This window comes from Pseudomonas helleri, from assembly GCF_009600315.1.
Lineage (GTDB): Bacteria > Pseudomonadota > Gammaproteobacteria > Pseudomonadales > Pseudomonadaceae > Aquipseudomonas > Aquipseudomonas helleri_A.
In genome coordinates this window covers 184,022-208,089 of the sequence record NZ_WIWC01000001.1, presented here as the reverse complement: position 1 = coordinate 208,089, position 24,068 = coordinate 184,022, and the positions used below count along the sequence as shown (strand labels likewise).

Genomic DNA, 24,068 nt, shown 5'->3' with positions numbered 1-24,068 from the left:
CCTCTGGGAGAGGGCTGGGGTGAGGGCGCTCTTGATTCACTTCAATCCCTGAACACTTCATCCAGCAAGTTATGCATGGCCGTAAAGGCCCGGTTGGCTGTTTTGGCGTCATACATCATCTTGCCCGGCACATTGGCGTGGGGATCGGTGAAGGAATGCACTGCTCCGCCATAGCTGGTCAGCTGCCAATCCACACCTGCCGCGTTCATCTCCTCTTCAAACGCCGGAAGTTGCTCACGTGGCACCAATGGGTCTGAAGCGCCATGCAGCACCAATACTGAGCCTTTGATGCTGTGTGCATCGACAGGGTTGGGAGTGTCCAGCGTGCCGTGGAATGACACGGCCGCTTGCAGCGGCGCGCCACCGCGCGCCAATTCCAGCGAACAGCAGCCGCCGAAACAAAAGCCGAATGTTGCCAGCTTGCTGCCGTCAACCTTGGCCTGCTCCTGGTTCTTCAACAGGTCATAAGCCGCCCACATACGCTTGCGCAACAAGGCACGGTCATTCTTCAACGGCATCATGGCCGCGCCCGCCTCGTCTGCATTGCTCGGGCGAATGCTTTTGCCATACAAATCTGCAATCAATACCACATAGCCCTGCTCGGCCACTGACTTGGCAATCTCTTCAGCTCCAGCGCTGATGCCCATCCAGTTAGGCGCCATCAGCAAACCCGGCAGCGGATCTTCTCGGCTCGGGTCAAAGGCAAGACGCCCTTCATAGGGTTGGCCGTCGATTTGGTACGCCACAGACATGACCGTGATCGGTTCCATGTAAAGCTCCTGAATTCAAAACCAAAAAAAACCCGCCGTAGCGGGTTTTTATAGCGCGGTTAGACCGACAACTCTACTAACAATTTGTTTAGCCGCCGTACATAAGCCGCCGGGTCTTTCAAACTATCACCAGAAGCCAGTGCCGCCTGATCGAACAGAATGTGCGAAAGGTCGCCAAAACGCTCTTCACTCTGTTCCGCATCGAGCTTTTCAATCAGGGGGTGAGCCGGGTTGAATTCGAAGATCGGCTTGGACTCCGGTACTTTCTGACCACTGGCTTCCAGAATCTGGCGCATCTGCATGCCCATGTCCTGTTCGCCGATAGCCAGAATGGCCGGGGAGTCAGTCAAGCGGTGCGATACACGCACTTCGCTGACGCTTTCGCCCAAGGCTGACTTGATACGCTCAACCAGACCTTCTTTAGCCTTGGCGGCCTCTTCTGCGGCCTTTTTGTCTTCTTCGGAATCCAGGTTGCCGAGATCAAGATCACCGCGTGCCACGTCAACAAAGCTTTTGCCGTCGAACTCGCTGAGGTAGCTCATCAGCCACTCATCGATACGGTCGGTCAACAACAGAACTTCGATGCCTTTCTTGCGGAAGACTTCGAGATGCGGGCTGTTTTTAACCTGTGCGTAGGATTCGCCGGTCAGGTAGTAAATCTTGTCCTGACCTTCTTTGGCGCGCTCAAGGTACTGAGCCAACGACACAACCTGTTCGCCACCCTCTTCGTGAGTCGAGGCAAAACGCAACAGACCGGCGATTTTTTCCTTGTTGGCGAAATCTTCAGCAGGGCCTTCTTTCATGACCTGACCGAAATTCTTCCAGAAGCCCTGGTATTTCTCAGGCTCGTTCTTCGCCAGTTTTTCCAGCATGTCGAGCACACGCTTGGTCAGCGCCGACTTCATGGAGTCGATGATCGGGTCTTTTTGCAGGATTTCCCGCGACACGTTCAACGACAGGTCATTGGAGTCGATCACGCCTTTGATGAAGCGCAGATACAGTGGCAGGAATGATTCTGCCTGGTCCATGACAAATACACGCTGTACGTAGAGCTTCAGGCCTTTAGGGGCTTCACGCTGGTACAGATCGAACGGCGCGCGTGCCGGTACATAAAGCAGCGAGCTGTATTCCAGCTTGCCTTCAACCTTGTTGTGGCTCCAGGCCAGCGGGTTCTCGAAGTCGTGGGCGATGTGCTTGTAGAATTCCTGATACTCCTCGTCCTTGACTTCAGTACGAGGGCGGGTCCACAGGGCACTGGCGCGGTTGACGGTTTCCCATTCCAGCGCAGGCGCCTCTTCACCTTCGGCAACGGTCTGCTCTTTAGGCAGCTCGATTGGCAAGGCAATATGGTCGGAATACTTCTTGATGATGTTGCGCAGGCGCCAGCCGTCAGCGAACTCGGATTCGCCAGACTTCAGGTGCAAAACAATTTTGGTACCGCGCTCGGCTTTTTCGATGTTGGCAACTTCAAACTCGCCTTCGCCCTTGGATGACCAGTGCACACCTTCGCTTGCAGGAGTGCCCGCACGACGGCTGTAGACATCAACCTTGTCCGCGACAATAAAGGCCGAGTAGAAGCCCACACCAAACTGACCAATCAGGTGAGAGTCTTTTTTCTGATCACCCGTAAGGTTCTTCATGAAGTCGGCTGTACCGGATTTGGCGATGGTTCCCAGATGGGTGATCACATCGTCACGGTTCATACCGATACCGTTGTCTTCGAGCGTGACGGTGTTAGCGTCCTTGTCGAAGCTCACACGGATTTTTAACTGGTCGGCGCCACCTTCCAGCAGTTCTGGTTTGGACAGCGCTTCAAAACGTAATTTATCGACAGCATCAGAGGCGTTCGAGATCAATTCGCGAAGGAAAATTTCCTTGTTGGAGTACAGCGAATGGATCATGAGGTGCAAGAGTTGCTTGACCTCGGTCTGGAAGCCCAGGGTTTCCTTTTGAGTTTCCACGCTCATTGTTATCAAACTCCGATTAGATGGCATGAGCCACGCCCTAGTGGGTTGGCGGCGGGATGAATTTAAAGTTGGGGCCTAAGATTTAGATTTCAAGGGCTACTTGAAACCTGCGGGCTTTTTAACAATAATCCCCGCCCGCGGTGCTTTACTTATATATGTGCATGGCCATGGAACTTAAGCGATCGGCCAATGCTCAAACGCCCCGTAGATCTACTCATAAGGAGAAACACCCCATGCGTAATACATTTGCTGTTGCCCTGATGCTCGCTGCTTCGCTTGGCCTGGCTGCCTGCGACAAGAAATCCGAAGACAAAGCCCAAGACGCTACTCAGCACGCTGAGCAAGCTCAGGAAAAAATGTCTGAAGCTCAGGACAAAGTGAACGACGCGGCGAAAGAAAATGCCGAAGCGGCCAAAGCTCAGGCTGAGTCCAATAAAGCCGCAGCTGAAGAAGCTGGCCAGGCTGCACCGGTTGCTCCAGCAGCACCTGTGGCTACTCCAGAAAGCAAGTAATCACGCTTTCTGCGACAACGACAAAGCCCGCCAAGTGCGGGCTTTGTTGTATCTGGCATTTGGCACTAATAGATTGAACGATTAAATACCGGCCATAAAAAATGCCCTGCATCGAATTGATGCAGGGCATTTTTATTATCCAGTGATGCTTTTGCGAACCGGAAAGTTTTAAGCAAGTGCTTGAACAGGTTTACCCAGCAAACGATCGCAAATAACGGCGCCAATCAGTGTGACTACACAAGGCACCAGCCAAGCCAAACCTTGTTCGCTAAATGGCATGTTGGCCAATGTACCTGGAATCCATTCGCCAAAGCCGGCACCTTTAAGCGCATCGATGGTGCCGAAGAAGAACGACACGAGCATCACAGGGCCAACAATCCGCGATTGAGCATGCCAAAACCCTTTACAGAAACTCAGCGCGACCAACACGATGCAAGGCGGATAAATCGCAGTTAGCAGCGGAATCGAGAACGCGATCAACTGGGTAAGGCCCAGGTTCGACACGCCCAGCGAGAACACCGCAAGAATGATCACCAGTGTCTTGTAGGACAGCGGCAATACTGTGCTGAAGTATTCAGCACAGGCGCAGGTCAGGCCCACAGCAGTAACAAGGCAAGCCAAGGCAATCAATACCGCGAGAAAACCGCTACCAAGCGAGCCAAAGGTATGCTGAACGTAGGCATGCAGTACCGCAGCGCCGTTGGTTGCGCCCATCGCCACTTCATGGCTGCCGGCACCCAGGCGAAACAGGCTGACGTAAACCAGCGCCAAACCAACACCCGCAATCAGACCGGCAATGATGGCATAGCGGGTGATCAACTTCGGCGACTCAACGCCACGCGAGCGAATCGCGTTCACAATCACGATGCCAAATACCAACGCGCCCAAAGTATCCATGGTTAGGTAACCATTGATAAAACCTTGGGAAAACGGTGCACTAACGTACTCCGCAGTGGCAACGCCCGTATCCCCGGCTGGCAGCGCGAAAGCCGCAATGCCCAGAATCGCCAAAGCAATAATTTTCAGAGGCGCCAAAAAGCGTCCGACGGTATCCAGCAGACGGCCTGGATACAGTGAAACGAAGAACACGATCAAAAAGTAAACCGAGCTGTACAGAAACAGCGCCAGTGGACTTTCGCCCGTCAACGGTGCCAAGCCGACTTCAAACGAAACAGTTGCTGTACGGGGTGTCGCGAACAACGGGCCAACTGCCAGATACGCAACAGCAGCCAACAAGCCGCCAGCAATTTTACCGATGGGGCTGCTCAGTGCGTCCATGCCACCGCCGACTTTAGCCAGCGCTACCACGGTGATGACCGGCAAACCTACCGCTGTGACCAGAAAGCCCAGTGCTGCAATCCAGACATGCGGCCCTGCTTGCAGGCCAACAATAGGCGGGAAAATGATGTTGCCAGCCCCGACAAACAGGGCAAAAGTCATAAACCCAAGTGCCAGAATGTCCTGGCCTTTCAATACTTTCATTACGGAAATACCACACTACTGAATCGGAATTTAGAGGGGAATTTCCCGTGCGGATGTGGGAAATGCTGTCAGCCTTAGTAAGACCGACCCGTCTAGCGCGCGGCTTCCTTGTGGGATGCATACGCAGATTTGGCTGTTAGCCTACCGATTTTTCGTTTGAAACGCACTGTTACAGGGCGAACTGTCCGATGAACGCACGCAGTTGTCGCCTTGTTGACATCGAAAATAGAATTGGTGTGATCCCCTCACGCGCAAACTCACTATTTCCTACGCTCAATTACACATTGAAGGCCATACGATCGCTTAGCAGCCATCGTTCCTCGTTAGCGACTATTAGAACGCCCAGACGCACAAAGGCCACCTGAAGGTGGCCTTTGCTTGGTAAAGCAGTCAGTTAAGCGCGAGGCTTACTTCATTGCCCAGCCAGTCAGCTCGGACAGAGCCTTGCCGATATCTGCCAGCGAACGCACGGTTTTTACGCCTGCGTCTTCCAGGGCTGCAAACTTCTCGTCTGCAGTACCCTTGCCACCAGAGATGATTGCGCCTGCGTGGCCCATGCGTTTGCCTGGAGGGGCAGTCACACCAGCAATGTAGGAAACAACAGGCTTGGTCACGTTTGCCTTGATGTAGGCAGCCGCTTCTTCTTCAGCCGAACCGCCGATCTCACCGATCATGACGATCGCTTCGGTCTTCGGGTCTTCCTGGAACAACTTCAGGATATCGATGAAGTTGGAACCTGGAATTGGGTCACCGCCGATGCCTACGCACGTCGACTGGCCGAAACCGGCGTCAGTGGTTTGCTTCACGGCTTCGTAAGTCAGGGTGCCGGAACGCGACACGATGCCTACTTTGCCTGGCAAGTGAATGTGACCCGGCATGATGCCGATTTTGCATTCGCCTGGGGTGATAACGCCCGGGCAGTTAGGGCCGATCAGGGTAACACCCAGTTCGTCGCACTTAACTTTGCAGTCCAGCATGTCCAGGGTAGGAATGCCTTCGGTGATGCAAACGATCAGCTTGATGCCGCCGAACGCTGCTTCAAGGATGGAGTCCTTGCAGAAAGGAGCCGGTACGTAGATAACGCTGGCAGTTGCGCCAGTTGCTTCTACGGCTTCTTTCACGGTGTTGAAAACAGGCAGGTCCAGGTGAGTGGTACCGCCTTTGCCCGGAGTCACGCCACCGACCATCTTGGTGCCGTATTCAATGGCTTGCTGGGTGTGGAAGCTGCCCTGCGAGCCAGTGATGCCTTGGCAGATAACTTTGGTGTCTTTATTGATCAGGACGCTCATTACTTGCCCTCCGCAGCTTTAACTACTTGTTGAGCAGCGTCGGTCAAGCTGGTAGCAGCGATGATGTTCAAGCCGCTTTCTGCCAGTACTTTAGCGCCCAGTTCAGCGTTGTTGCCTTCAAGGCGCACAACCACCGGGATTTTTACGCCGACTTCTTTCACGGCGCCAATGATGCCTTCGGCAATCATGTCGCAACGAACGATGCCGCCGAAGATGTTAACCAGCACTGCAGCGACATTGCTGTCGGACAGGATGATTTTGAACGCTTCGGTTACGCGTTCTTTGGTAGCACCGCCGCCAACGTCAAGGAAGTTGGCTGGCTTGCCGCCATGCAGGTTGACGATGTCCATGGTGCCCATGGCCAGGCCAGCACCGTTGACCATGCAACCAATGTTGCCTTCCAGTGCCACGTAGTTCAGTTCGAACTTGGCAGCGTGCGCTTCGCGCGGATCGTCTTGCGACGGATCGTGGAACGTTTTCAGCTTAGGCTGACGGTACATGGCGTTAGCGTCGATGTTGATTTTGGCATCGAGGCAGTGCAGATCGCCGTCAGTCTTGATAACCAGCGGGTTCACTTCCAGCAGTGCCAGATCGTGATCCTTGAACAGTTTGGCCAGACCTACGAAGATTTTGGCGAACTGAGTAACTTGCTTGCCTTCCAGACCCAGCTGGAAAGCCAACTCGCGACCCTGGAATGGCTGAGCGCCAACCAGTGGATCGATTGTTGCTTTCAGAATTTTTTCTGGAGTGTCGTGAGCGATTTTCTCGATGTCCACGCCACCTTCGGTGGAAGCCATGAACACGATGCGGCGGCTCGAACGGTCAACGACAGCGCCCAGGTACAGCTCTTTAGCGATATCAGTGCACGATTCAACCAGGATCTTGGTGACCGGCTGACCATTGGCGTCAGTCTGGTAAGTCACCAGACGCTTGCCCAACCATTGTTGTGCAAATGCTTTAGCGTCTTCTTTGCTGCGAACCAGCTTTACGCCGCCCGCTTTACCACGACCACCTGCGTGAACCTGAGCTTTTACAACCCATTCGGTTCCGCCGATCTTGTCGCACGCTTCTGCGGCCGCTTCCGGGGTATCTACTGCATAACCCTTGGATACTGGCAGGCCGTATTCAGCGAACAGCTGCTTACCCTGATACTCGTGAAGATTCATGCTTTTTACCGTCTTCGTTAGGTACTGCGCATTCGGCGCTGCACTTTAATTAGTGCCGCACCACCTGTGACTGCTGCTTGTTCTGTTTTCGACAAGCCGACCCTGCGTGAGCAGTGACGGCCTGGCGCAAATCAGACAAGACTGCGTCCGGCGGAAGTTCCGCGGTGAGGCTTGCAAGCAAGGCTCACGACGGGCATACCGCCGTGGTTTATTATTGTCTGGTCTTAACGTTTCTTACGGTTGGCAATGTGGATGGCGCCGCCATTCACTGCCAGTGCTGCTTCGTGCAAGGCTTCGGACAGGGTTGGATGGGAGAAAACCATCATGCCCAGATCTTCAGCGCTGGTGCCGAATTCCATACCGATCGCGCCCTGCTGTACCAGCTCTGCTGCGCTCGGGCCAATCACGTGGACTCCCAGTACGCGGTCAGTTTTGGCATCAGCAATGACTTTAACAAAGCCACCGGTGTCGTTTGCTGCCATGGCACGGCCACTGGCGGCGAACGGGAAGGTGCCGACGTTAACTTCAACGCCTTCAGCTTTCAAGGCCTGTTCGGTTTTCCCGACCCACGCGATCTCCGGGTGAGTGTAAATAACCGATGGAATCAGGTCGTAGTTCATCTCGGTCTTGTGACCTTTGATGCGCTCGACAACCATGATGCCTTCTTCGGAAGCCTTGTGCGCCAGCATCATGCCACGAACCACGTCACCGATAGCGAAGACGCCCGGAACGCTGGTTGCGCAATGATCGTCAACAAACACGAAACCGCGCTCGTCAATGGTCACGCCGCTGTCAGCTGCCAGCAGCTCGGTGGTCACCGGACGGCGACCTACGGCTACGATCAGCTTGTCGAAAGTGATGGTTTGTTCGCCGTTGGCGTCGGTGTAGGTCACAACGACTTCGTCGCCGTTAACCTTGGAACCGGTAACGCGAGCGCCCAGCTTGATGTCCAGACCTTGTTTGGTCAGGGTTTTGTAGGCTTCCTTGGACACAGCAGCGTCAGCCGCCATCAGGAAAGTGTCCAGTGCTTCAAGCACAGTCACTTCTGCGCCCAGACGGGACCATACCGAACCCAGTTCCAGACCGATCACGCCAGCGCCAATAACGCCCAAACGCTTGGGTACGGACTGGAATTCCAGCGCGCCAGTCGAATCAACGATGACGTTGTTATCAACAGGAGCAGGCGGGATGTCGATCGGGCGCGAACCCGATGCCAGAATCACGTTCTCGGCTTCGATGATTTCAACGCTGCCGTCTGGCTTGGTCAGCTCAACACGCTTGCCGGCCAGCAGTTTGCCGTGGCCTTGCAGGGAAGTAACGCCGTTGGCCTTGAACAGGGTCGCAACGCCGGAAGTCAGACCTTTTACGATGTTGGCTTTACGGCCGATCATCGCAGCAACGTCCATCTTCACTTCACCGGTGGTGATGCCGTGGATGGCGAATGCGTCCTTGGCTTCGTGATATTTCCAGGAGCTGTCCAGCAGCGCCTTGGAAGGAATGCAACCGACGTTCAGGCAAGTACCACCCAAAGCCAGTTTGCCTTCCTTGTCGGTGTATTTTTCGATGCATGCAGTCGAAAGGCCCAACTGAGCGGCCTTGATCGCAGCCACGTAGCCGCCAGGGCCCGCACCAATCACTACAACGTCAAATTTCTGAGACATGTAAAAAAGTCCTCTTTAGCTACAAGCTTCAAGCTCTAAGCCACAAGGCCAAACCACAATTGCTTGCGGCTTCGGGCTTGCAGCTCATAGCTGTTTCCTATGATACGAGTTTCAAGCCGGCTGTTTTAATCAGCGGCCTGAAACGCGCAGCTGCTTTTATCAGATGTCCAGCAGCAGACGTGCCGGGTCTTCCAGCAGGTTTTTGATTGCTACCAGGAAACTTACAGCTTCTTTGCCGTCGATCAAGCGGTGATCGTAAGACAGAGCCAAATACATCATCGGACGAATTACTACCTGACCGTTGATTGCCATTGGACGCTGAAGGATGTTGTGCATGCCCAGGATAGCGGCTTGCGGCGGGTTGACGATCGGAGTCGACATCATCGAACCGAAGGTACCACCGTTGGTGATGGTGAATGTGCCACCGGTCATTTCGTCGATGGACAGCTTACCGTCACGGGCTTTTTTACCGTAGGCAGCAATGCCGCCTTCGATTTCAGCCAGGCTCATCAGTTCGGCGTTACGCAGAACCGGAACCACCAGACCGCGGTCGCTGGAAACAGCAACACCGATATCGGCGTAGCCGTGGTAAACGATGTCGGAACCGTCGATCGAAGCGTTAACAGCCGGGAAGCGTTTCAGCGCTTCGGTAGCCGCTTTCACGAAGAACGACATGAAGCCCAGACGTACGCCGTTGTGGGACTTCTCGAACAGGTCCTTGTACTTCGAACGCAGCGCCATGATCTCAGTCATGTCGACTTCGTTGAACGTGGTCAGCATCGCCATGTTCGACTGAGCTTCAACCAGGCGCTTGGCCACGGTGGCACGAACGCGGGTCATCGGAACGCGCTTCTCTACGCGATCACCTGCAGCGAATACCGGTGCAGCAGCGGCAGGTGCAGCAGGCTTGGCCGGAGCAGCAGCCGGAGCGGCTTTCTTGGCAGCAACAGCCGCTACCACGTCTTCCTTGGTCACACGACCGCCTTTGCCAGTGCCGGCAACGGAAGCGATGTTGATGCCATTTTCTTCAGCGATCTTGCGAGCGGCTGGAGCAGCAATCGGGTCGTCTTCGCCATCAGCAGCCGGGGCAGCAGCTTGGGCAGCCGGTGCAGCAGCGGCGGCTGGAGCAGCAGCAGCGCCACCTTCAACGATGGAGCCCAGTACTTCGTCGGACAGAACGGTGTCGCCTTCGTTCTTGACGATTGCGCCCAATACGCCGTCGGCTGTTGCCAGCACTTCCAGCACAACTTTGTCGGTTTCGATGTCAACAATCAGGTCATCACGCTTTACAGCGTCGCCCGGTTGTTTGTGCCAAGTGGCAACGGTGCCATCGGCAACCGATTCCGGGAAAGTAGGGGCTTTAATCTCGATAGCCATGTTCGTGGTTCCTTAAATTCGGTTTCAGTGCGCGAAGGCGTTAAACAGTAAACGCGTCTTGCAACAGTTTTGCCTGTTGCTCAGCGTGCATCGATGCATAACCACAAGCAGGTGCAGCAGAAGCGTCACGGCCCGCGTACTCGAGTACGAGAGATTTATCGTGACTACCAATGATGCGACGCATGTGATGCTGGCTGCAGTACCAGGCACCCTGGTTCATCGGCTCTTCCTGACACCAAACAATGTGTTTGAGGTTTTTGTACGGAGCCAGGACTTCAATCAAGTCGTCCTCAGGGAACGGGTACAGCTGCTCAAGACGCACGATGGCGATGTCTTCACGACCTTCGGCACGGCGTTTTTCCAACAGGTCGTAGTAGACCTTGCCGCTACACAGCACGATGCGATCGACCTTGGCCGGATCTTGTGCATCGATTTCTGGAATAACGGTCTGGAACGAACCTTCGGCCAGATCTTCCAGGGTCGAGACGGCGAGCTTGTGACGCAACAACGACTTCGGTGTCAGGACGATCAGCGGCTTGCGCAGCGGACGAATGACCTGACGGCGCAGCAGGTGATAGATCTGCGCTGGAGTGGTTGGTACGCACACCTGAATGTTGTGCTCGGCGCACAGCTGCAAGTAACGCTCAAGACGTGCAGAGGAGTGCTCTGGGCCCTGACCTTCGTAGCCGTGTGGCAACAGCATGGTCAGACCGCACAGACGGCCCCACTTGTGCTCGCCGCTGGTGATGAACTGGTCGATAACAACCTGAGCACCGTTGGCGAAGTCGCCGAACTGGGCTTCCCAGATCACCAGACCGTTAGGCGTGGTGGTCGAGTAACCGTATTCAAATGCCAATACCGCTTCTTCCGACAGCAACGAGTCGTACAGGTCAAAGCGTGGCTGACCTTCGTACAGGTGCTGAAGCGGAATGTAAGTGCTGGCATCTTTCTGGTTGTGCAACACAGCGTGACGGTGCGAGAACGTGCCGCGGCCGATGTCCTGGCCCGTCATGCGGATTGGGTGACCTTCGAACGCCAGGGTCGCGTATGCCATTGTTTCGGCATAACCCCAGTTGATCGGCAGGCCGCCGGCTTGCATTTTTTGACGGTCTTCGTAGATCTTCGCGACCTGACGCTGCACCACGAAGCCCTCTGGAATTTCCAGCAGCTTGGCAGACAGTTCTTGCAGAGTCTTGAGATCGAAACGCGTGTCGTGACGCGCAGTCCAGGCGTGGCCCAGGTACGGACGCCAGTCTACGAACAGCTCTTTGTTCGGCTCTTTGACCAGACTTTTCACAACATGCAGACCGTTGTCCAGCGCGTTGCGATATTCGTCGATCTTGGCCTGAACGCGCTCTGCGTCAACCACTTTCTCTTGTGTCAGGCGCTCGGCATACAGTTCACGGGTGGTGCGCTGTTTGGCGATTTGCTGATACATCAGCGGCTGTGTGCCGTTTGGTTCGTCGGCCTCGTTGTGACCGCGACGGCGGTAGCAGAACAGGTCGATTACGACGTCACGCTTGAACTGCATGCGGTAGTCGATGGCCAACTGGGTCACGAACAATACGGCTTCCGGATCATCACCATTTACATGGAGGATCGGCGCCTGAATCATTTTTGCGACGTCAGTGCAGTACTCGGTCGAACGGGAGTCTTCCGGGTTGCTGATGGTGAAGCCAACCTGGTTGTTGATCACCAGGTGAACCGTACCGCCCGTCTTGAAGCCGCGTGTTTGCGACATCTGGAAGGTTTCCATGACCACGCCCTGACCTGCGAAAGCAGCATCACCGTGGATGGAAATAGGCAGCACTTTTTCGCCAGTCTTGTCGTTACGACGATCCTGACGTGCACGTACAGACCCTTCAACCACTGGAGAAACGATTTCCAGGTGGGACGGGTTAAACGCCATTGCCAGGTGAACTTCGCCGCCCGAGGTCATGACGTTGGAGGAGAAGCCCTGGTGATATTTAACGTCACCGGAACCCAACTCGATCTTTTTCTTGCCTTCGAACTCGTCGAACAACTCGCGCGGGTTTTTGCCGAAGGTGTTCACCAATACGTTAAGGCGACCACGGTGGGCCATGCCGATAACGATTTCCTTGGTGCCGTAGTTGCCCGAACGCTGAATCAGCTCGTCCAGCAAAGGAATCAGGCTTTCGCCGCCTTCCAGGCCGAAACGCTTGGTGCCCGGGTATTTGGTGCCCAGGTACTTTTCAAGCCCTTCAGCTGCAGTGACGCGCTCAAGCAGATGGCTTTTGACTTCAGCCGAATACGTTGGACGGCCACGTACGCTTTCGAGGCGCTGTTCAAACCAGTGGCGCTGCTCGGAATCGACGATGTGCGTGAACTCGGCGCCGATGGTGCGGCAATATGTCTGCTGCAACGCGTCGAGAATTTCGCGTAGGCTCGCTTCCTCTTTGCCGATATACAGGTCGCCGGCACGGAAGGTCGTATCAAGATCGGCATTGGTCAAGCCGTAATGATTGATTGACAGGTCTGCAGGTGCAGGACGTTGCCACAGCCCCAGCGGATCAAGCTGGGCTGCCTGGTGGCCGCGCATCCGATAGGCCTGGATCAATCGCAGCACTTCAACCTGCTTCTTCTCGTGCTCGCTGCTCACGCTCCCGGCAGAAACCGGTTGGGCGCGGCGCTGGTTCTTTGCCAGCAGCACGAAATGGTCGCGGATTGTGGAGTGCGAAACATCGTTGGCAGAGTTGCCTTCAGTAGGCAACGTCTGAAATTTGGTGCGCCATTCTTCTGGCACAGCGTTAGGGTCGTGCAGGTAGAGCTCATAGAGCTCTTCCACATAGGCAGCGTTACCACCTGAAAGATAGCCGCTGTTCCACATGCGCTGCATCACGCTTTCTTGCATGCTTGGTCACCCTCGGTTAGGGGACACCATCGGCGCAAACACCAGAGCACGCTTGAGAAAGTCCGAATACAGCGACTAAAACAAGCCACTTAGGATCACGCTGATAGTCCGGGTACCAGCCCGGATGCCCCTGCTGGTCTCATTTCTTCAAAATAAGAGCCGCAGCTTTATGAGCTGTTGCTCAGGTTATAACTACGGCGCCGGTTGAAGCCTGCGCCGTAGCATCTACGGTTACAGCGATCTACGGTACAACTGTGTATCAAACGCCGCTATGCAGCAGCATGCTACGCACGTGACCGATGGCCTTAGTCGGGTTCAGGCCCTTCGGACACACGTTTACGCAGTTCATGATCCCGCGGCAGCGGAATACGCTGAACGGGTCATCCAGCGAAGCCAGACGCTCGTTGGTCTTGGTGTCACGGCTGTCAGCCAGGAAGCGGTAGGCTTGCAGCAGTGCAGCAGGGCCCAGGAACTTGTCCGGGTTCCACCAGAAGGACGGGCACGAGGTCGAGCAGCAAGCGCACAGGATGCACTCGTACAAACCGTCGAGTTTTTCACGTTCTTCCGGAGATTGCAGACGCTCGATAGCCGGGGCTGGCGTATCGTTCTGCAGGAACGGCTTCACCTTCTCGTATTGCTTGTAGAAGATGCTCATGTCGACAACCAGGTCACGGATAACCGGCAAACCTGGCAGAGGACGTACGACTAACTTGTTACCTTTTACGACAGCGGACAGCGGCGTGACACAGGCCAGGCCGTTTTTGCCGTTAATGTTCATGCCGTCGGAGCCGCAAACGCCCTCGCGGCAAGAGCGACGATAGGAGAAACCTTCGTCCTGCTCTTTGATCAAGGCCAACACATCCAGCACCATCAAGTCTTTACCGTTGGTATTGACCTGAAATTCCTGCATGAACGGTGCAGCGTCTTGATCCGGGTTGTAGCGATAAACACTGACTTTCAACATATCGGCCACCCTTAGTAAGTCCGAATCATTGGCTGGAAGGTCGGAACGGTTTTCGGCGAGAAGTTCACCGCACGCTTGGCTACGCGTTTTTCACCCGGGAAGTACAGGGTGTGGCACAGCCAGTTAACGTCGTCACGATCTTCGAAGTCTTCACGGGCGTGAGCACCGCGCGATTCTTTACGGGTTTCAGCAGCGATTGCAGTTGCTTCAGCCACTTCGAGCAGGTTTTGCAGCTCAAGGGCTTCGATACGGGCCGTGTTGAATGCCTGGCTCTTATCGTTGATTTTCACGTTGGCGATACGCGCGCGCAGATCCGCCAACTGAGTGATGCCCTTCTGCATGTATTCGCCAGTACGGAATACACCGAAGTAGTTCTGCATGCAGCTTTGCAGCTCTTTACGCAGAGTTGCAACGTCTTCGCCATCAGTGCGCGAGTTCAGGCCCGCCAGACGCGCCAGAGCAGCATCGATATCGGACTGACGTGGACGAGCGTAATCAACGCCTTCTTTCAGGGTCTGCTCAAGGAACAGGCCGGCTGCACGACCGAATACCACCAGGTCGAGCAACGAGTTGCCGCCCAGACGGTTGGCACCGTGAACCGATACGCACGCTACTTCACCTACTGCGAACAGGCCAGGGATGATCTGGTCGTTGCCTTCGGCGTCCTGAGTGATTGCCTGGCCATGAATGTTGGTGGCAACGCCGCCCATCATATAGTGGCAAGTTGGAACCACCGGGATCGGCGCCAAGGCTGGATCGACGTGAGCGAAGGTCTTGGACAGCTCCATAATGCCTGGCAGACGGCTATGCAGAACTTCTTCACCCAAGTGATCAAGCTTCAGCATTACGTGGTCGCCATCTGGACCGCAACCGTTGCCCGCGATGATTTCCTTAACCATCGAGCGAGCAACAACGTCACGACCTGCAAGGTCTTTGGCGTTCGGAGCGTAACGCTCCATGAAACGCTCGCCGTGCTTGTTGATCAGGTATCCACCTTCACCACGGCAACCCTCAGTTACCAATACACCGGCGCCGGCAATACCGGTCGGGTGGAACTGCCACATTTCGATGTCTTGTACCGGAACGCCTGCACGCAGCGCCATGCCAATACCGTCACCGGTGTTGATCAGAGCGTTGGTTGTAGAGGAGTAGATACGGCCTGCACCGCCAGTCGCCAGTACGGTGGCGTTAGCGCGAACGTAGGAAGTCTCACCGGTTTCGATGCAGATGACGATCATGCCGACAAAGGCGCCGTCTTCGTTCTTGACCAGATCGACACCGTAGTATTCGTTGAGGAATACAGTGCCGGCTTTCAGGTTGGCCTGGTACAGGGTGTGCAACAGCGCGTGACCGGTACGGTCGGCTGCGGCGCAGGTACGGGCAGCCTGGCCACCTTTACCGAAGTCCTTGGACTGACCACCGAAAGGACGCTGATAGATACGACCTTGTTCGGTACGGGAGAACGGCAAGCCCATGTGTTCGAGCTCGAACACGGCTTCAGGGCCTACGGAACACATGTATTCGATAGCGTCCTGGTCACCGATGTAGTCGGAGCCCTTGACGGTGTCGTACATGTGCCAGCGCCAGTCATCATTCGGATCTGCAGACGCGATGGCGCAAGTGATGCCACCCTGAGCCGATACGGTGTGCGAGCGGGTCGGGAAAACCTTGGTGATTACGGCTGTCTTGTGACCGCCTTGTGCCAGTTGCAAAGCTGCGCGCATGCCAGCACCGCCGCCGCCAATGATGATGGCGTCGAACGAAAGTGTATTAACTGTGTTAGCCATGACTCAGATACCCCAAAGAATCTGCACACCCCAGACGAAGTAAGCGAACATTGCAACGCCGCAAACTGCCTGGAAGAGGAAACGTACTGCTGTCGCGGACTTGCCCAGCGCCATCGGCGTCAGGTAGTCGGTCGCGATGGTCCACATGCCGACCCAGGCGTGAGCGCCGAGTGCAACAAGGGCCAGCAGGCTGAAGATACGCATCCAGTTGCTTGCGAACAGGTCATGCCATTGGGCGTAGCCAATGCCTGGGTTCGCAACGAGGTACCCGATCAGGAAGATGAAATAAGCCGCTAGAACAACCGCAGACACACGTTGTGCCATCCAGTCATAGAGGCCCGAACGCGACAGGTTCGTAACGCTGGTTACCATATCCAAACTCCCGCCAGAACAATCATCACTACGGAAATGACGATTACGATTTTCGAGCCCAGCTTGCCGCCTTCCAGCGTCTCACCAATGCCCATGTCCATAATCAAGTGGCGCACACCGGCAACCAGGTGATACAGCAAGGCAGAGAGCATGCCCCACGCGACGAACTTGGCCAGTGGACTGGTCAAGCATGCCTTCACCTCGGCAAATCCTTCTTCGGAACCCAGGGATTTGCTCAATGCGTAAAGCATGAAGCCCAGGCCGAGAAAAAGAATGATGCCCGAAACACGGTGCAGGAATGATGTAACGCCGGTGATCGGGAGTTTGATGGTCCTTAGGTCTAGGTTTACAGGTCGTTGGCTATTCACGGCTTTTTTCACACTGAAGAGCCCCTAACTATCAGGGCAAGTTTGTTGGGATGCGCACTGGTCAGGTACCCACCACCCGGGAGTGACGACCCCCATCTAAACAGGCCCAAAAGCCTCTGGCGGTCGGCTGCCGAGTATAGACAGTTAGGTTACTAATGACAACGCAATCACCTCCCTCTAATAGCGCATTGCGCTGGCTCGATAAAAGGCGTAAACGGCGCTGAACATCTTGAAAAAAGACATACCAAAGCCTTGTACAGCAAGACTTTAGGCAAATTGACATTCGAATTTATCTATCTATAGTGGTGCGGGCCCTGCGTGGGGGGCAGTCTGATGATTTCAAGCATAAATAGGAGGCCACATGGCTGACAAAAAAGCGCAGTTGATCATCGAGGGCGCAGCCCCCGTCGAGCTGCCCATTTTAACTGGCACCGTGGGTCCCGATGTAATCGATGTGCGAGGCCTGACGGCCACGGGCCGATTCACATTTGACCCTGGCTTCATGTCGACCGCGTCTTGCGAGTCGAAGATCACCTATATTGATGGTGACAACGGTATCCTGCTGCATCGCGGCTACCCGATCGAACAGCTGGCTGAACACTCTGACTACCTTGAAACTGCCTACCTGCTGCTGAACGGCGAATTGCCGACCGCAGAACAGAAAGCGCAGTTTGTCAGCACCGTGAAGAACCACACCATGGTTCACGAGCAGTTGAAGACCTTCTTCAACGGCTTCCGTCGTGACGCCCACCCGATGGCGGTCATGTGCGGTGTAGTCGGCGCCCTCTCGGCCTTCTACCACGACTCCCTGGACATCAATAACCCGCAGCACCGCGAAATTTCTGCGGTGCGTCTGGTTGCCAAGATGCCAACGCTGGCAGCAATGGTTTACAAGTACTCCATGGGTCAACCCATGATGTACCCGCGTAATGACCTGAGCTACGCCGAAAACTTCCTGCACATGATGTTCAACACGCCGTGCGAGATCAAACCGATCAGCCCGGTACTGGCCAAGGCAATGGATAAGATCTTTATCCTGCACGCTGACCACGAACAGAATGCGTCGACTTCTACCGTGCGCTTGGCGGGCTCTTCGGGTGCCAACCCGTTTGCCTGTATTGCTGCCGGTATTGCCGCACTGTGGGGCCCTGCTCACGGCGGCGCCAACGAAGCCGTGCTGACCATGCTCGACGAAATTGGCGATGTGTCCAACATCGACAAATTCATCGCCAAGGCCAAGGACAAGAACGATCCGTTCAAACTGATGGGCTTCGGTCATCGCGTTTACAAAAACCGCGACCCGCGCGCCACCGTCATGAAGAAGACCTGCGACGAAGTGCTGAAAGAGCTGGGGATCAAAAACGACCCGCAACTCGAACTGGCCATGCGTCTGGAAGAGATCGCCCTGACCGACCCGTACTTCATCGAACGCTCGCTGTACCCGAACGTCGACTTCTACTCGGGGATCATCCTCAAGGCGATCGGCATTCCAACCAGCATGTTCACCGTGATCTTCGCTCTGTCGCGTACAGTCGGCTGGATCTCGCATTGGAAAGAAATGCTCTCCAGCCCGTACAAAATTGGCCGTCCGCGCCAGCTGTACACCGGCTACGAGCAGCGTGACCTGACCAAGCTGGAAGACCGCAAGTAAGGCCTGTCTGACGATAGCGCCCTGACTGCACCGAATACGGCCTCTATCCAATAGAGGCCGTATTTTTTTGCCTGCCTGACGCCTCAGATCTTCGTAGCAGTTGACGAGCTCCGCGAGGCTACGTTCGGCGGCACAACCCTAGCAAAACCCAGAACTGGTGTTGGCTGATTTTAAGATTGCTTCGCAATCGGACGCAGCCTCGCAGAGCTCGACAGCTGCTACGAGCGTGGGCGCGCCAATAAAAATCCCCCTGCCTCACGACAGGGGGATTTATGTGTACCTACCGACTTACAGCAGATTAGTGATCCACCGCCCCGCTCGCCCCCAAGCCAGTTTGTGAACGCACAAACTGCGGGAAGAACAGCGCACGCTCTTTTTCTGCGGCTTTGGACTTGTCCGTAATAGAGAAGAACCAGATACCCGCGAACGCGATGATCATGGAGAACAACGCTGGGTATTCGTAAGGGAAGATCGCTTTTTCATGATGCAGGATCTGCACCCAAATGGTTGGACCCAGAATCATCAAGCCCACCGCGCTGATCAACCCCAGCCAGCCACCAATCATGGCGCCACGAGTGGTGAGGTTCTTCCAGTACATGGAAAGCAACAGCACCGGGAAGTTACAGCTCGCCGCAATCGAGAATGCCAGACCTACCATGAACGCAATGTTTTGGCTTTCGAACAGAATCCCCAAGCCAATTGCAAGCACGCCCAAAGCAATAGTGGTGATCTTCGAGACACGAATTTCATCTTTATCGTTGGTTTTGCCTTTCTTGATAACACTGGCATACAGGTCGTGCGACACCGCCGAAGCACCGGCCAGCGTCAGACCAGCTACCACCGCCAGAATCGTCGCAAAGGCTACTGCAGAAATAAAGCCCAGGAAGATACTGCCACCCACTGCATCAGCCAAATGCACGGCCGCCATGTTGTTGCCACCCAGCAAAGCGCCTGCCGCATCTTTGAATGCAGGGTTGGTGCTCACCAGGATGATTGCGCCGAAGCCGATAATGAAGGTCAAAATATAGAAGTAACCAATAAAACCGGTCGCGTAGAACACACTTTTACGGGCTTCCTTGGCATCACTCACGGTGAAGAAGCGCATCAGGATATGTGGCAAGCCCGCCGTACCGAACATCAGCGCCAGCCCCAGCGAGAAGGCAGAAATCGGATCCTTGACCAAACCGCCCGGACTCATGATCGCCTCACCTTTAGGGTGAATCTTGACCGCTTCGGCAAATAACGCATTGAAGTCAAAGTTGACGTGCTTCATGACCATCACAGCCATGAACGTCGCACCGGACAGCAACAGTACCGCTTTGATGATCTGCACCCATGTGGTTGCCAGCATACCGCCGAACAACACATACAAGCACATCAGGATGCCTACCAGGATCACCGCAACGTGGTAATCCAGACCAAACAGCAACTGAATAAGCTTACCGGCGCCCACCATCTGGGCGATCAAGTAAAACGCCACCACCACCAAAGAACCGCAGGCAGACAACGAGCGAATCTGAGTTTGACCCAGACGGTACGATGCGACGTCGGCAAACGTGTACTTGCCCAGGTTACGCAAACGCTCCGCGATCAAGAACAGGATGATGGGCCAGCCCACTAGAAAGCCGATTGAATAGATCAGGCCATCGTAGCCGGAGGTGTAAACCAGCGCGGAAATACCCAGGAAGGACGCGGCGGACATATAGTCACCCGCAATCGCTAACCCATTCTGAAAGCCTGTGATCTTGCCACCAGCCGCATAGTAGTCAGCCGCTGACTTATTACGTTTGGAGGCCCAGTACGTAATACAAAGCGTTGCCCCCACAAACGCAACGAACATGATAATTGCAGCGATATTCAAGGGTTGTTTTTGCACTTCCCCGGTCAGCGCGTCAGCCGCCAGGACAGCAGGAGCAAAGGCCGCAGTGCCCAGTATTGCCAGTAGACGCCTGATCATTGCCCTGCCTCCTTGAGAATTGCATTGTTCAGGTCATCAAATTCGCCATTAGCCCGGTGTACATAAATACCGGTCAGGACAAAGGCCGATACAATCAACCCCACACCTATCGGTATACCCCAGGTGATTGACGAACCAGGGCTTAACTTGGCCCCCATAATGTGCGACCCATAAGCAATTAACAGGATAAAAGCCACATATAAGCCGAGCATGATTGCCGAAAGAATCCAGGCAAATCGTTCTCTTTTTTTGACCAGCTCCTTGAATCGGGGGCTGTTTTGAATCGTGAGGTAAATGCTGTCGTTCATTATTTTTGTCCTCGCAGCACAGATGAGATGGAACGTTTTCACTATTGGCGGGCTTCAAAATCAACACCAGACGACTTTAGTAGTAGAACCCTTGAATTCGTCGTAGCCCCCGGTTTATCTAGTCTGCAAGGACGACAAGTGCCTACTCAAAGTGCCAGAGACGAAAAAACCGTTTGGCATAAACACCAAACGGTTCTGAGTGATGCCAACTAGACACCTCGCGATTATTCAGCGGTCCACTGCGATACTCGCTCCGGATGTTTGGCAACCCATTCTTTAGCGGCCTTTTCAGGTTTTTCTCCCTCTTGAATAGCCAGCATTACCTCACCAATCTCATCTTTTGAATTCCACGAAAACTTCTTCAAGAAGGCCGCTACATCAGGCGCTTTGGCTTCCAGCCCTTTACTGCCGATGCTATTAACTGTTTCCGCTGCGCCATAAACGCCTTTCGGGTCATCCAAAAAACGAAGTTTCCACTTGGCAAACATCCAATGCGGTACCCAACCGGTCACCACGATGGGTTCATTCTTGGCATAAGCCCGTGCAAGCTCCGACGTCATGGCCGCACCAGAACTGGCCTGGAGTTTATAACCAAGACCATAATCCTTGATCGCCTCATCGGTTTTGAGCATCACTCCCGAGCCTGCATCAATACCCACAATTTTCTGCTTATATCCAGTGTCATCCTTCAAATCGGCAATAGACTTTGCGGTTACATACTCAGGCACGATCAAACCAATTTTTGCGTCTTTAAAGTTCGGCCCGTAATCAACTACCTTGTCTTTATTCTTTGCCCAGTATTCACCGTGAGTAATGGGCAACCATGCCGACAACATGGCATCGAGCTTTCCTGTAGCTACGCCCTGCCACATGATCCCTGTGGCGACCGGCATCAACTTCACGTCGTAACCCAGCTTCTGCTTAATGACTTCTGCCGCTACATGGGTTGTCGCCACACTGTCCGACCAGCCATCCACATAGCCGATACTCAAGGTCGGCTTGCTCTGGGCGCTCGCCAAGCTCGCACTCATTGCCAGCACCAAGGCAGCACCCGCGCTTGTTAGTCGTCGCATCTTCATTGTCGATTCCCCACAGTGCCGGGCCCGACGAGTGCCGGGCCGCATCAAGACGTTGGGTGTGCGTACTACTGCACATCCCGCATGCGTCCTGATGATCAACTCCGCCCGCCCACCGGCATGCTCTGACGACGACCCCAAGACAATCAACAGCGACATCTCAGGCATTACTTGCCCAAGACAATTTCTGACGCCAGAAAACCCATCGATCGTTACATGTGCAAATCTTTCCAGGCACGCTGCGACGCCCAATAACAGGTAAGATGCGCGGCTTTGCTCCCATACGGCCTGACCATGTCCGCGACTGCCCGTTTCCCCGTCCTGCCTTATCTCTGCGCCTGCTTGCTAGGTATATGTGCCGTTGCCGGCTTCTGGTACGGCCTTGGCCAACCGGTAATATTGCCCGATGCCGCCACTCCTACCCACAAACTGCAATGCGCCTCATACACGCCGTTCGATAAGGATCAGTCGCCCTTCGACCAGCCTTTCGTGCCCCGCATTGAGCGCCTGGACGCTGATTTGGCGTTACTCGCCACACGCTTTGAATGCATTCGAACCTATTCACAGACGGGCCTGGAAGCCTTGCCGGAACTGGCACGCAAACACGGCCTGAAAATCATGAGTGGCGCTTGGGTCAACGGAAACGCCACAGACACGCAAAAAGAAATAAACGCATTAATCGCTTCGGCCAATGCCAATCCCGACGTTATCAGCGCCGTGATCGTGGGCAATGAAACCCTGTTGCGCAAAGAAGTCACCGAAGCCCAACTGGTCAAGCTGATCAATCAGGTTAAAAGTCAGGTCAAGCAACCGGTCACCTATGCCGATGTCTGGGAGTTCTGGTTACAACATCCTGCCATCGCCCCCGCCGTGGACTTCCTGACCATACATCTGCTGCCTTATTGGGAAGATGACCCTGCAGGAATTGATCAGGCCGTAAAGCACGTCGCAGAGATTCGCCAGGTTTTTGGAAATAAGTTCGCCCCCAAAGACATATTGATTGGTGAAACCGGCTGGCCAAGTGAAGGTCGCCAGCGTGAAACAGCCCTGCCAAGCCGCGTAAACGAAGCCAAGTTCATTCGCGGCTTTGTCACTCTGGCAGAACAAAATGGCTGGAAATACAACTTGATAGAAGCGTTCGACCAACCGTGGAAACGCACAAGCGAAGGTGCTGTGGGAGGTTACTGGGGTTTGTTTGATGCTGACCGTCAGGATAAAGGCATTCTTGCCGGCCCTGTGACCAACCTGCCGCATTGGCCTGCCTGGTTAGGCCTTGGTCTTGCACTGTTGTTGAGCACGCTGCTCATTGGCGGACGTGTGCGCACAACCCGCTCAGCACTGTTGTTACCCGCCCTGGGCGCGGTCGCAGGTTGCACTATCGTTGCATGGGCCGAGCTGGCCTCCGTCACCAGCCGCTTTGCTGGAGAGTGGCTATGGGCCGCTTTACTGGTTGGGTTGAATCTGATTATTTTGACTCACGCTGCACTGGTGCTGGGCCAGAAAGAAGGCTGGCGAGCGCGTGTGTTCAATGCATTGGAGCGCCGCGCAGGTTGGTGGCTGGCCGGTGCGGGTTTCGCTGCAGCCGTCATGATGCTGGGCTTGGTCTTCGAGCCGCGTTATCGCAGTTTCCCTAGCGCTGCCTTGCTGCTACCAGCACTCGTTTACCTGATACGGCCAATACGCGGGCCGCGCCGTGAGCTTGGCTTACTGGCATTTATCATCGGCGCCGCAATACCGGTGCAACTTTACCGCGAAGGGCTAAACAACCAGCAAGCCTGGGTTTGGGCACTGGTGTGCGTGCTGATGGTGTTGGCACTGGCTCGCAGTGTGCGAAAACGCTAAATAGAAAGGAGCGGGCCTGATGCTTGCGAATGCCGAGGGCCAAACCCGGCAGTCAATCGTTGCAAACCATCAGGTACCGCGCGCTCACGAATTTATTCTTTGTAGTCGGCAACCGAACTTGATGGTCGCTAATGATTACAGCTTGGAGGCGCGCACCAAACGCAGCCCCGCAATCACCACAGCAAATATAGCCAAGCTGGCGTTATAGAGGGCCAATGCAGGAAAACCAAACAGCAGCGCCAATACGGCCAGCGCATAACCCACTCGCCCGCGTGCAAAAAACGCCAACACCGAAGTCATTAAAGCAATCCAGCCCATCACCCTGAAATGGATTAACCAACCCAAGTTGGCCCGCAATTGACATTCCCAACGCGCTGACTCTGCAACACAGGCCTCCACCCACTGCGGATCTTCCATCAAGCCATAACGCAGGCCATAACTGGCAACCAGCCATACGGCCAGAGCGACAAACAGCACGATTAATGGCAAACGAGCAAGCATAGAAAACTCCGATAAGCAAAACGGCGCTCAGCTTAATCGCCCTTCATCGCTATGCAAGCCTTGCAAACAGATATCTGTTCACTAAAGTCATTCAACGTGTATCTTCCGATAGCCATTTGCCTGTTTGCGACTGTGTGGGAATTATT

At 54.8% G+C, this 24,068-nt stretch carries 19 protein-coding genes; 3 read left to right on the top strand and 16 right to left on the bottom strand.

All coding sequences use genetic code 11. The features are described 5' to 3' along the window. Nucleotides 1-41: 41 nt before the first annotated feature. On the bottom strand, nucleotides 42-770 hold the full coding sequence (locus GHN86_RS00940) for a dienelactone hydrolase family protein (RefSeq protein ID WP_153377275.1): 729 nt from the start codon (nucleotides 768-770) through the stop codon (nucleotides 42-44). A gap of 59 nt (nucleotides 771-829) precedes the next feature. Beyond that, nucleotides 830-2,737 (bottom strand): molecular chaperone HtpG, encoded by a 1,908-nt coding sequence (gene htpG / locus GHN86_RS00935; RefSeq protein WP_153377274.1) that lies wholly within the window; start codon nucleotides 2,735-2,737, stop codon nucleotides 830-832. 233 nt (nucleotides 2,738-2,970) lie between these two features. Between htpG and GHN86_RS00930 the strand changes: the two genes are divergently transcribed. Further along, nucleotides 2,971-3,249 carry a hypothetical protein gene (locus GHN86_RS00930; RefSeq protein WP_122784533.1) on the top strand — a complete coding sequence of 93 codons (279 nt, stop codon included), beginning with the start codon at nucleotides 2,971-2,973 and terminating at the stop codon, nucleotides 3,247-3,249. A 168-nt stretch (nucleotides 3,250-3,417) separates the two neighbouring features. Here GHN86_RS00930 and brnQ read toward each other — a convergent pair whose 3' ends face one another. From brnQ to sdhC, 10 genes are all read right to left on the bottom strand, one after another. Beyond that, on the bottom strand, nucleotides 3,418-4,731 hold the full coding sequence (gene brnQ / locus GHN86_RS00925; RefSeq protein ID WP_153377273.1) for a branched-chain amino acid transport system II carrier protein: 1,314 nt from the start codon (nucleotides 4,729-4,731) through the stop codon (nucleotides 3,418-3,420). A 407-nt stretch (nucleotides 4,732-5,138) separates the two neighbouring features. Next, complete coding sequence (gene sucD / locus GHN86_RS00920; RefSeq protein WP_095002114.1) at nucleotides 5,139-6,020, bottom strand: succinate--CoA ligase subunit alpha; 882 nt, start codon at nucleotides 6,018-6,020, stop codon at nucleotides 5,139-5,141. Beyond that, a complete protein-coding gene (gene sucC, locus GHN86_RS00915) occupies nucleotides 6,020-7,186 on the bottom strand; it encodes an ADP-forming succinate--CoA ligase subunit beta (protein ID WP_122784531.1) in 1,167 nt (388 codons plus the stop codon). The genes sucD and sucC overlap by 1 nt, the downstream gene beginning before the upstream one ends. 224 nt (nucleotides 7,187-7,410) lie before the next feature. Next, nucleotides 7,411-8,847, bottom strand: coding sequence for a dihydrolipoyl dehydrogenase (gene lpdA, locus GHN86_RS00910; protein WP_153377272.1), 1,437 nt, complete (start codon nucleotides 8,845-8,847; stop codon nucleotides 7,411-7,413). 159 nt (nucleotides 8,848-9,006) lie between these two features. Continuing rightward, nucleotides 9,007-10,224, bottom strand: a complete 1,218-nt coding sequence (gene odhB / locus GHN86_RS00905; protein ID WP_153377271.1) for a 2-oxoglutarate dehydrogenase complex dihydrolipoyllysine-residue succinyltransferase — start codon at nucleotides 10,222-10,224, stop codon at nucleotides 9,007-9,009. Nucleotides 10,225-10,264: 40 nt separating this feature from the next. After that, nucleotides 10,265-13,096, bottom strand: coding sequence for a 2-oxoglutarate dehydrogenase E1 component (locus GHN86_RS00900; RefSeq protein WP_153385973.1), 2,832 nt, complete (start codon nucleotides 13,094-13,096; stop codon nucleotides 10,265-10,267). Nucleotides 13,097-13,355: 259 nt separating this feature from the next. Beyond that, on the bottom strand, nucleotides 13,356-14,060 hold the full coding sequence (locus GHN86_RS00895) for a succinate dehydrogenase iron-sulfur subunit (RefSeq protein ID WP_153377269.1): 705 nt from the start codon (nucleotides 14,058-14,060) through the stop codon (nucleotides 13,356-13,358). Between the two features lie 11 nt (nucleotides 14,061-14,071). Continuing rightward, the gene (gene sdhA / locus GHN86_RS00890; RefSeq protein ID WP_153377268.1) at nucleotides 14,072-15,847 is read right to left on the bottom strand and encodes a succinate dehydrogenase flavoprotein subunit; all 1,776 of its coding nucleotides are present in this window, start codon (nucleotides 15,845-15,847) and stop codon (nucleotides 14,072-14,074) included. Between the two features lie 3 nt (nucleotides 15,848-15,850). After that, entirely contained in the window at nucleotides 15,851-16,219 is a 369-nt protein-coding gene (gene sdhD, locus GHN86_RS00885) for a succinate dehydrogenase, hydrophobic membrane anchor protein (RefSeq protein WP_153377267.1), read from the bottom strand. Beyond that, a complete protein-coding gene (gene sdhC, locus GHN86_RS00880; RefSeq protein ID WP_323369128.1) occupies nucleotides 16,213-16,599 on the bottom strand; it encodes a succinate dehydrogenase, cytochrome b556 subunit in 387 nt (128 codons plus the stop codon). Before sdhC ends, sdhD begins: the two co-directional genes overlap by 7 nt. A 349-nt stretch (nucleotides 16,600-16,948) precedes the next feature. Here sdhC and gltA point away from each other — a divergent pair, with 349 nt between their 5' ends. Beyond that, complete coding sequence (gene gltA, locus GHN86_RS00875) at nucleotides 16,949-18,238, top strand: citrate synthase (RefSeq protein ID WP_122784526.1); 1,290 nt, start codon at nucleotides 16,949-16,951, stop codon at nucleotides 18,236-18,238. Nucleotides 18,239-18,536: 298 nt separating this feature from the next. Here gltA and GHN86_RS00870 read toward each other — a convergent pair whose 3' ends face one another. The 3 genes from GHN86_RS00870 to GHN86_RS00860 form a co-directional block, all read right to left on the bottom strand. Next, the gene (locus tag GHN86_RS00870) at nucleotides 18,537-20,195 is read right to left on the bottom strand and encodes a cation acetate symporter (RefSeq protein ID WP_153377266.1); all 1,659 of its coding nucleotides are present in this window, start codon (nucleotides 20,193-20,195) and stop codon (nucleotides 18,537-18,539) included. Beyond that, entirely contained in the window at nucleotides 20,192-20,503 is a 312-nt protein-coding gene (locus GHN86_RS00865; protein ID WP_153377265.1) for a DUF485 domain-containing protein, read from the bottom strand. Before GHN86_RS00865 ends, GHN86_RS00870 begins: the two co-directional genes overlap by 4 nt. A 224-nt stretch (nucleotides 20,504-20,727) precedes the next feature. After that, nucleotides 20,728-21,582: a glycine betaine ABC transporter substrate-binding protein gene (locus GHN86_RS00860; RefSeq protein ID WP_153377264.1), complete on the bottom strand. Its 855-nt coding sequence runs from the start codon at nucleotides 21,580-21,582 to the stop codon at nucleotides 20,728-20,730. Nucleotides 21,583-21,873: 291 nt separating this feature from the next. Here GHN86_RS00860 and GHN86_RS00855 point away from each other — a divergent pair, with 291 nt between their 5' ends. Continuing rightward, nucleotides 21,874-23,421: a beta (1-6) glucans synthase gene (locus GHN86_RS00855; RefSeq protein WP_228384858.1), complete on the top strand. Its 1,548-nt coding sequence runs from the start codon at nucleotides 21,874-21,876 to the stop codon at nucleotides 23,419-23,421. 135 nt (nucleotides 23,422-23,556) lie between these two features. On the opposite strand, the gene GHN86_RS00850 is transcribed toward GHN86_RS00855, so the two are convergent. Next, nucleotides 23,557-23,922, bottom strand: a complete 366-nt coding sequence (locus GHN86_RS00850) for a hypothetical protein (RefSeq protein ID WP_153377262.1) — start codon at nucleotides 23,920-23,922, stop codon at nucleotides 23,557-23,559. Between the last annotated feature and the right edge of the window lie 146 nt (nucleotides 23,923-24,068).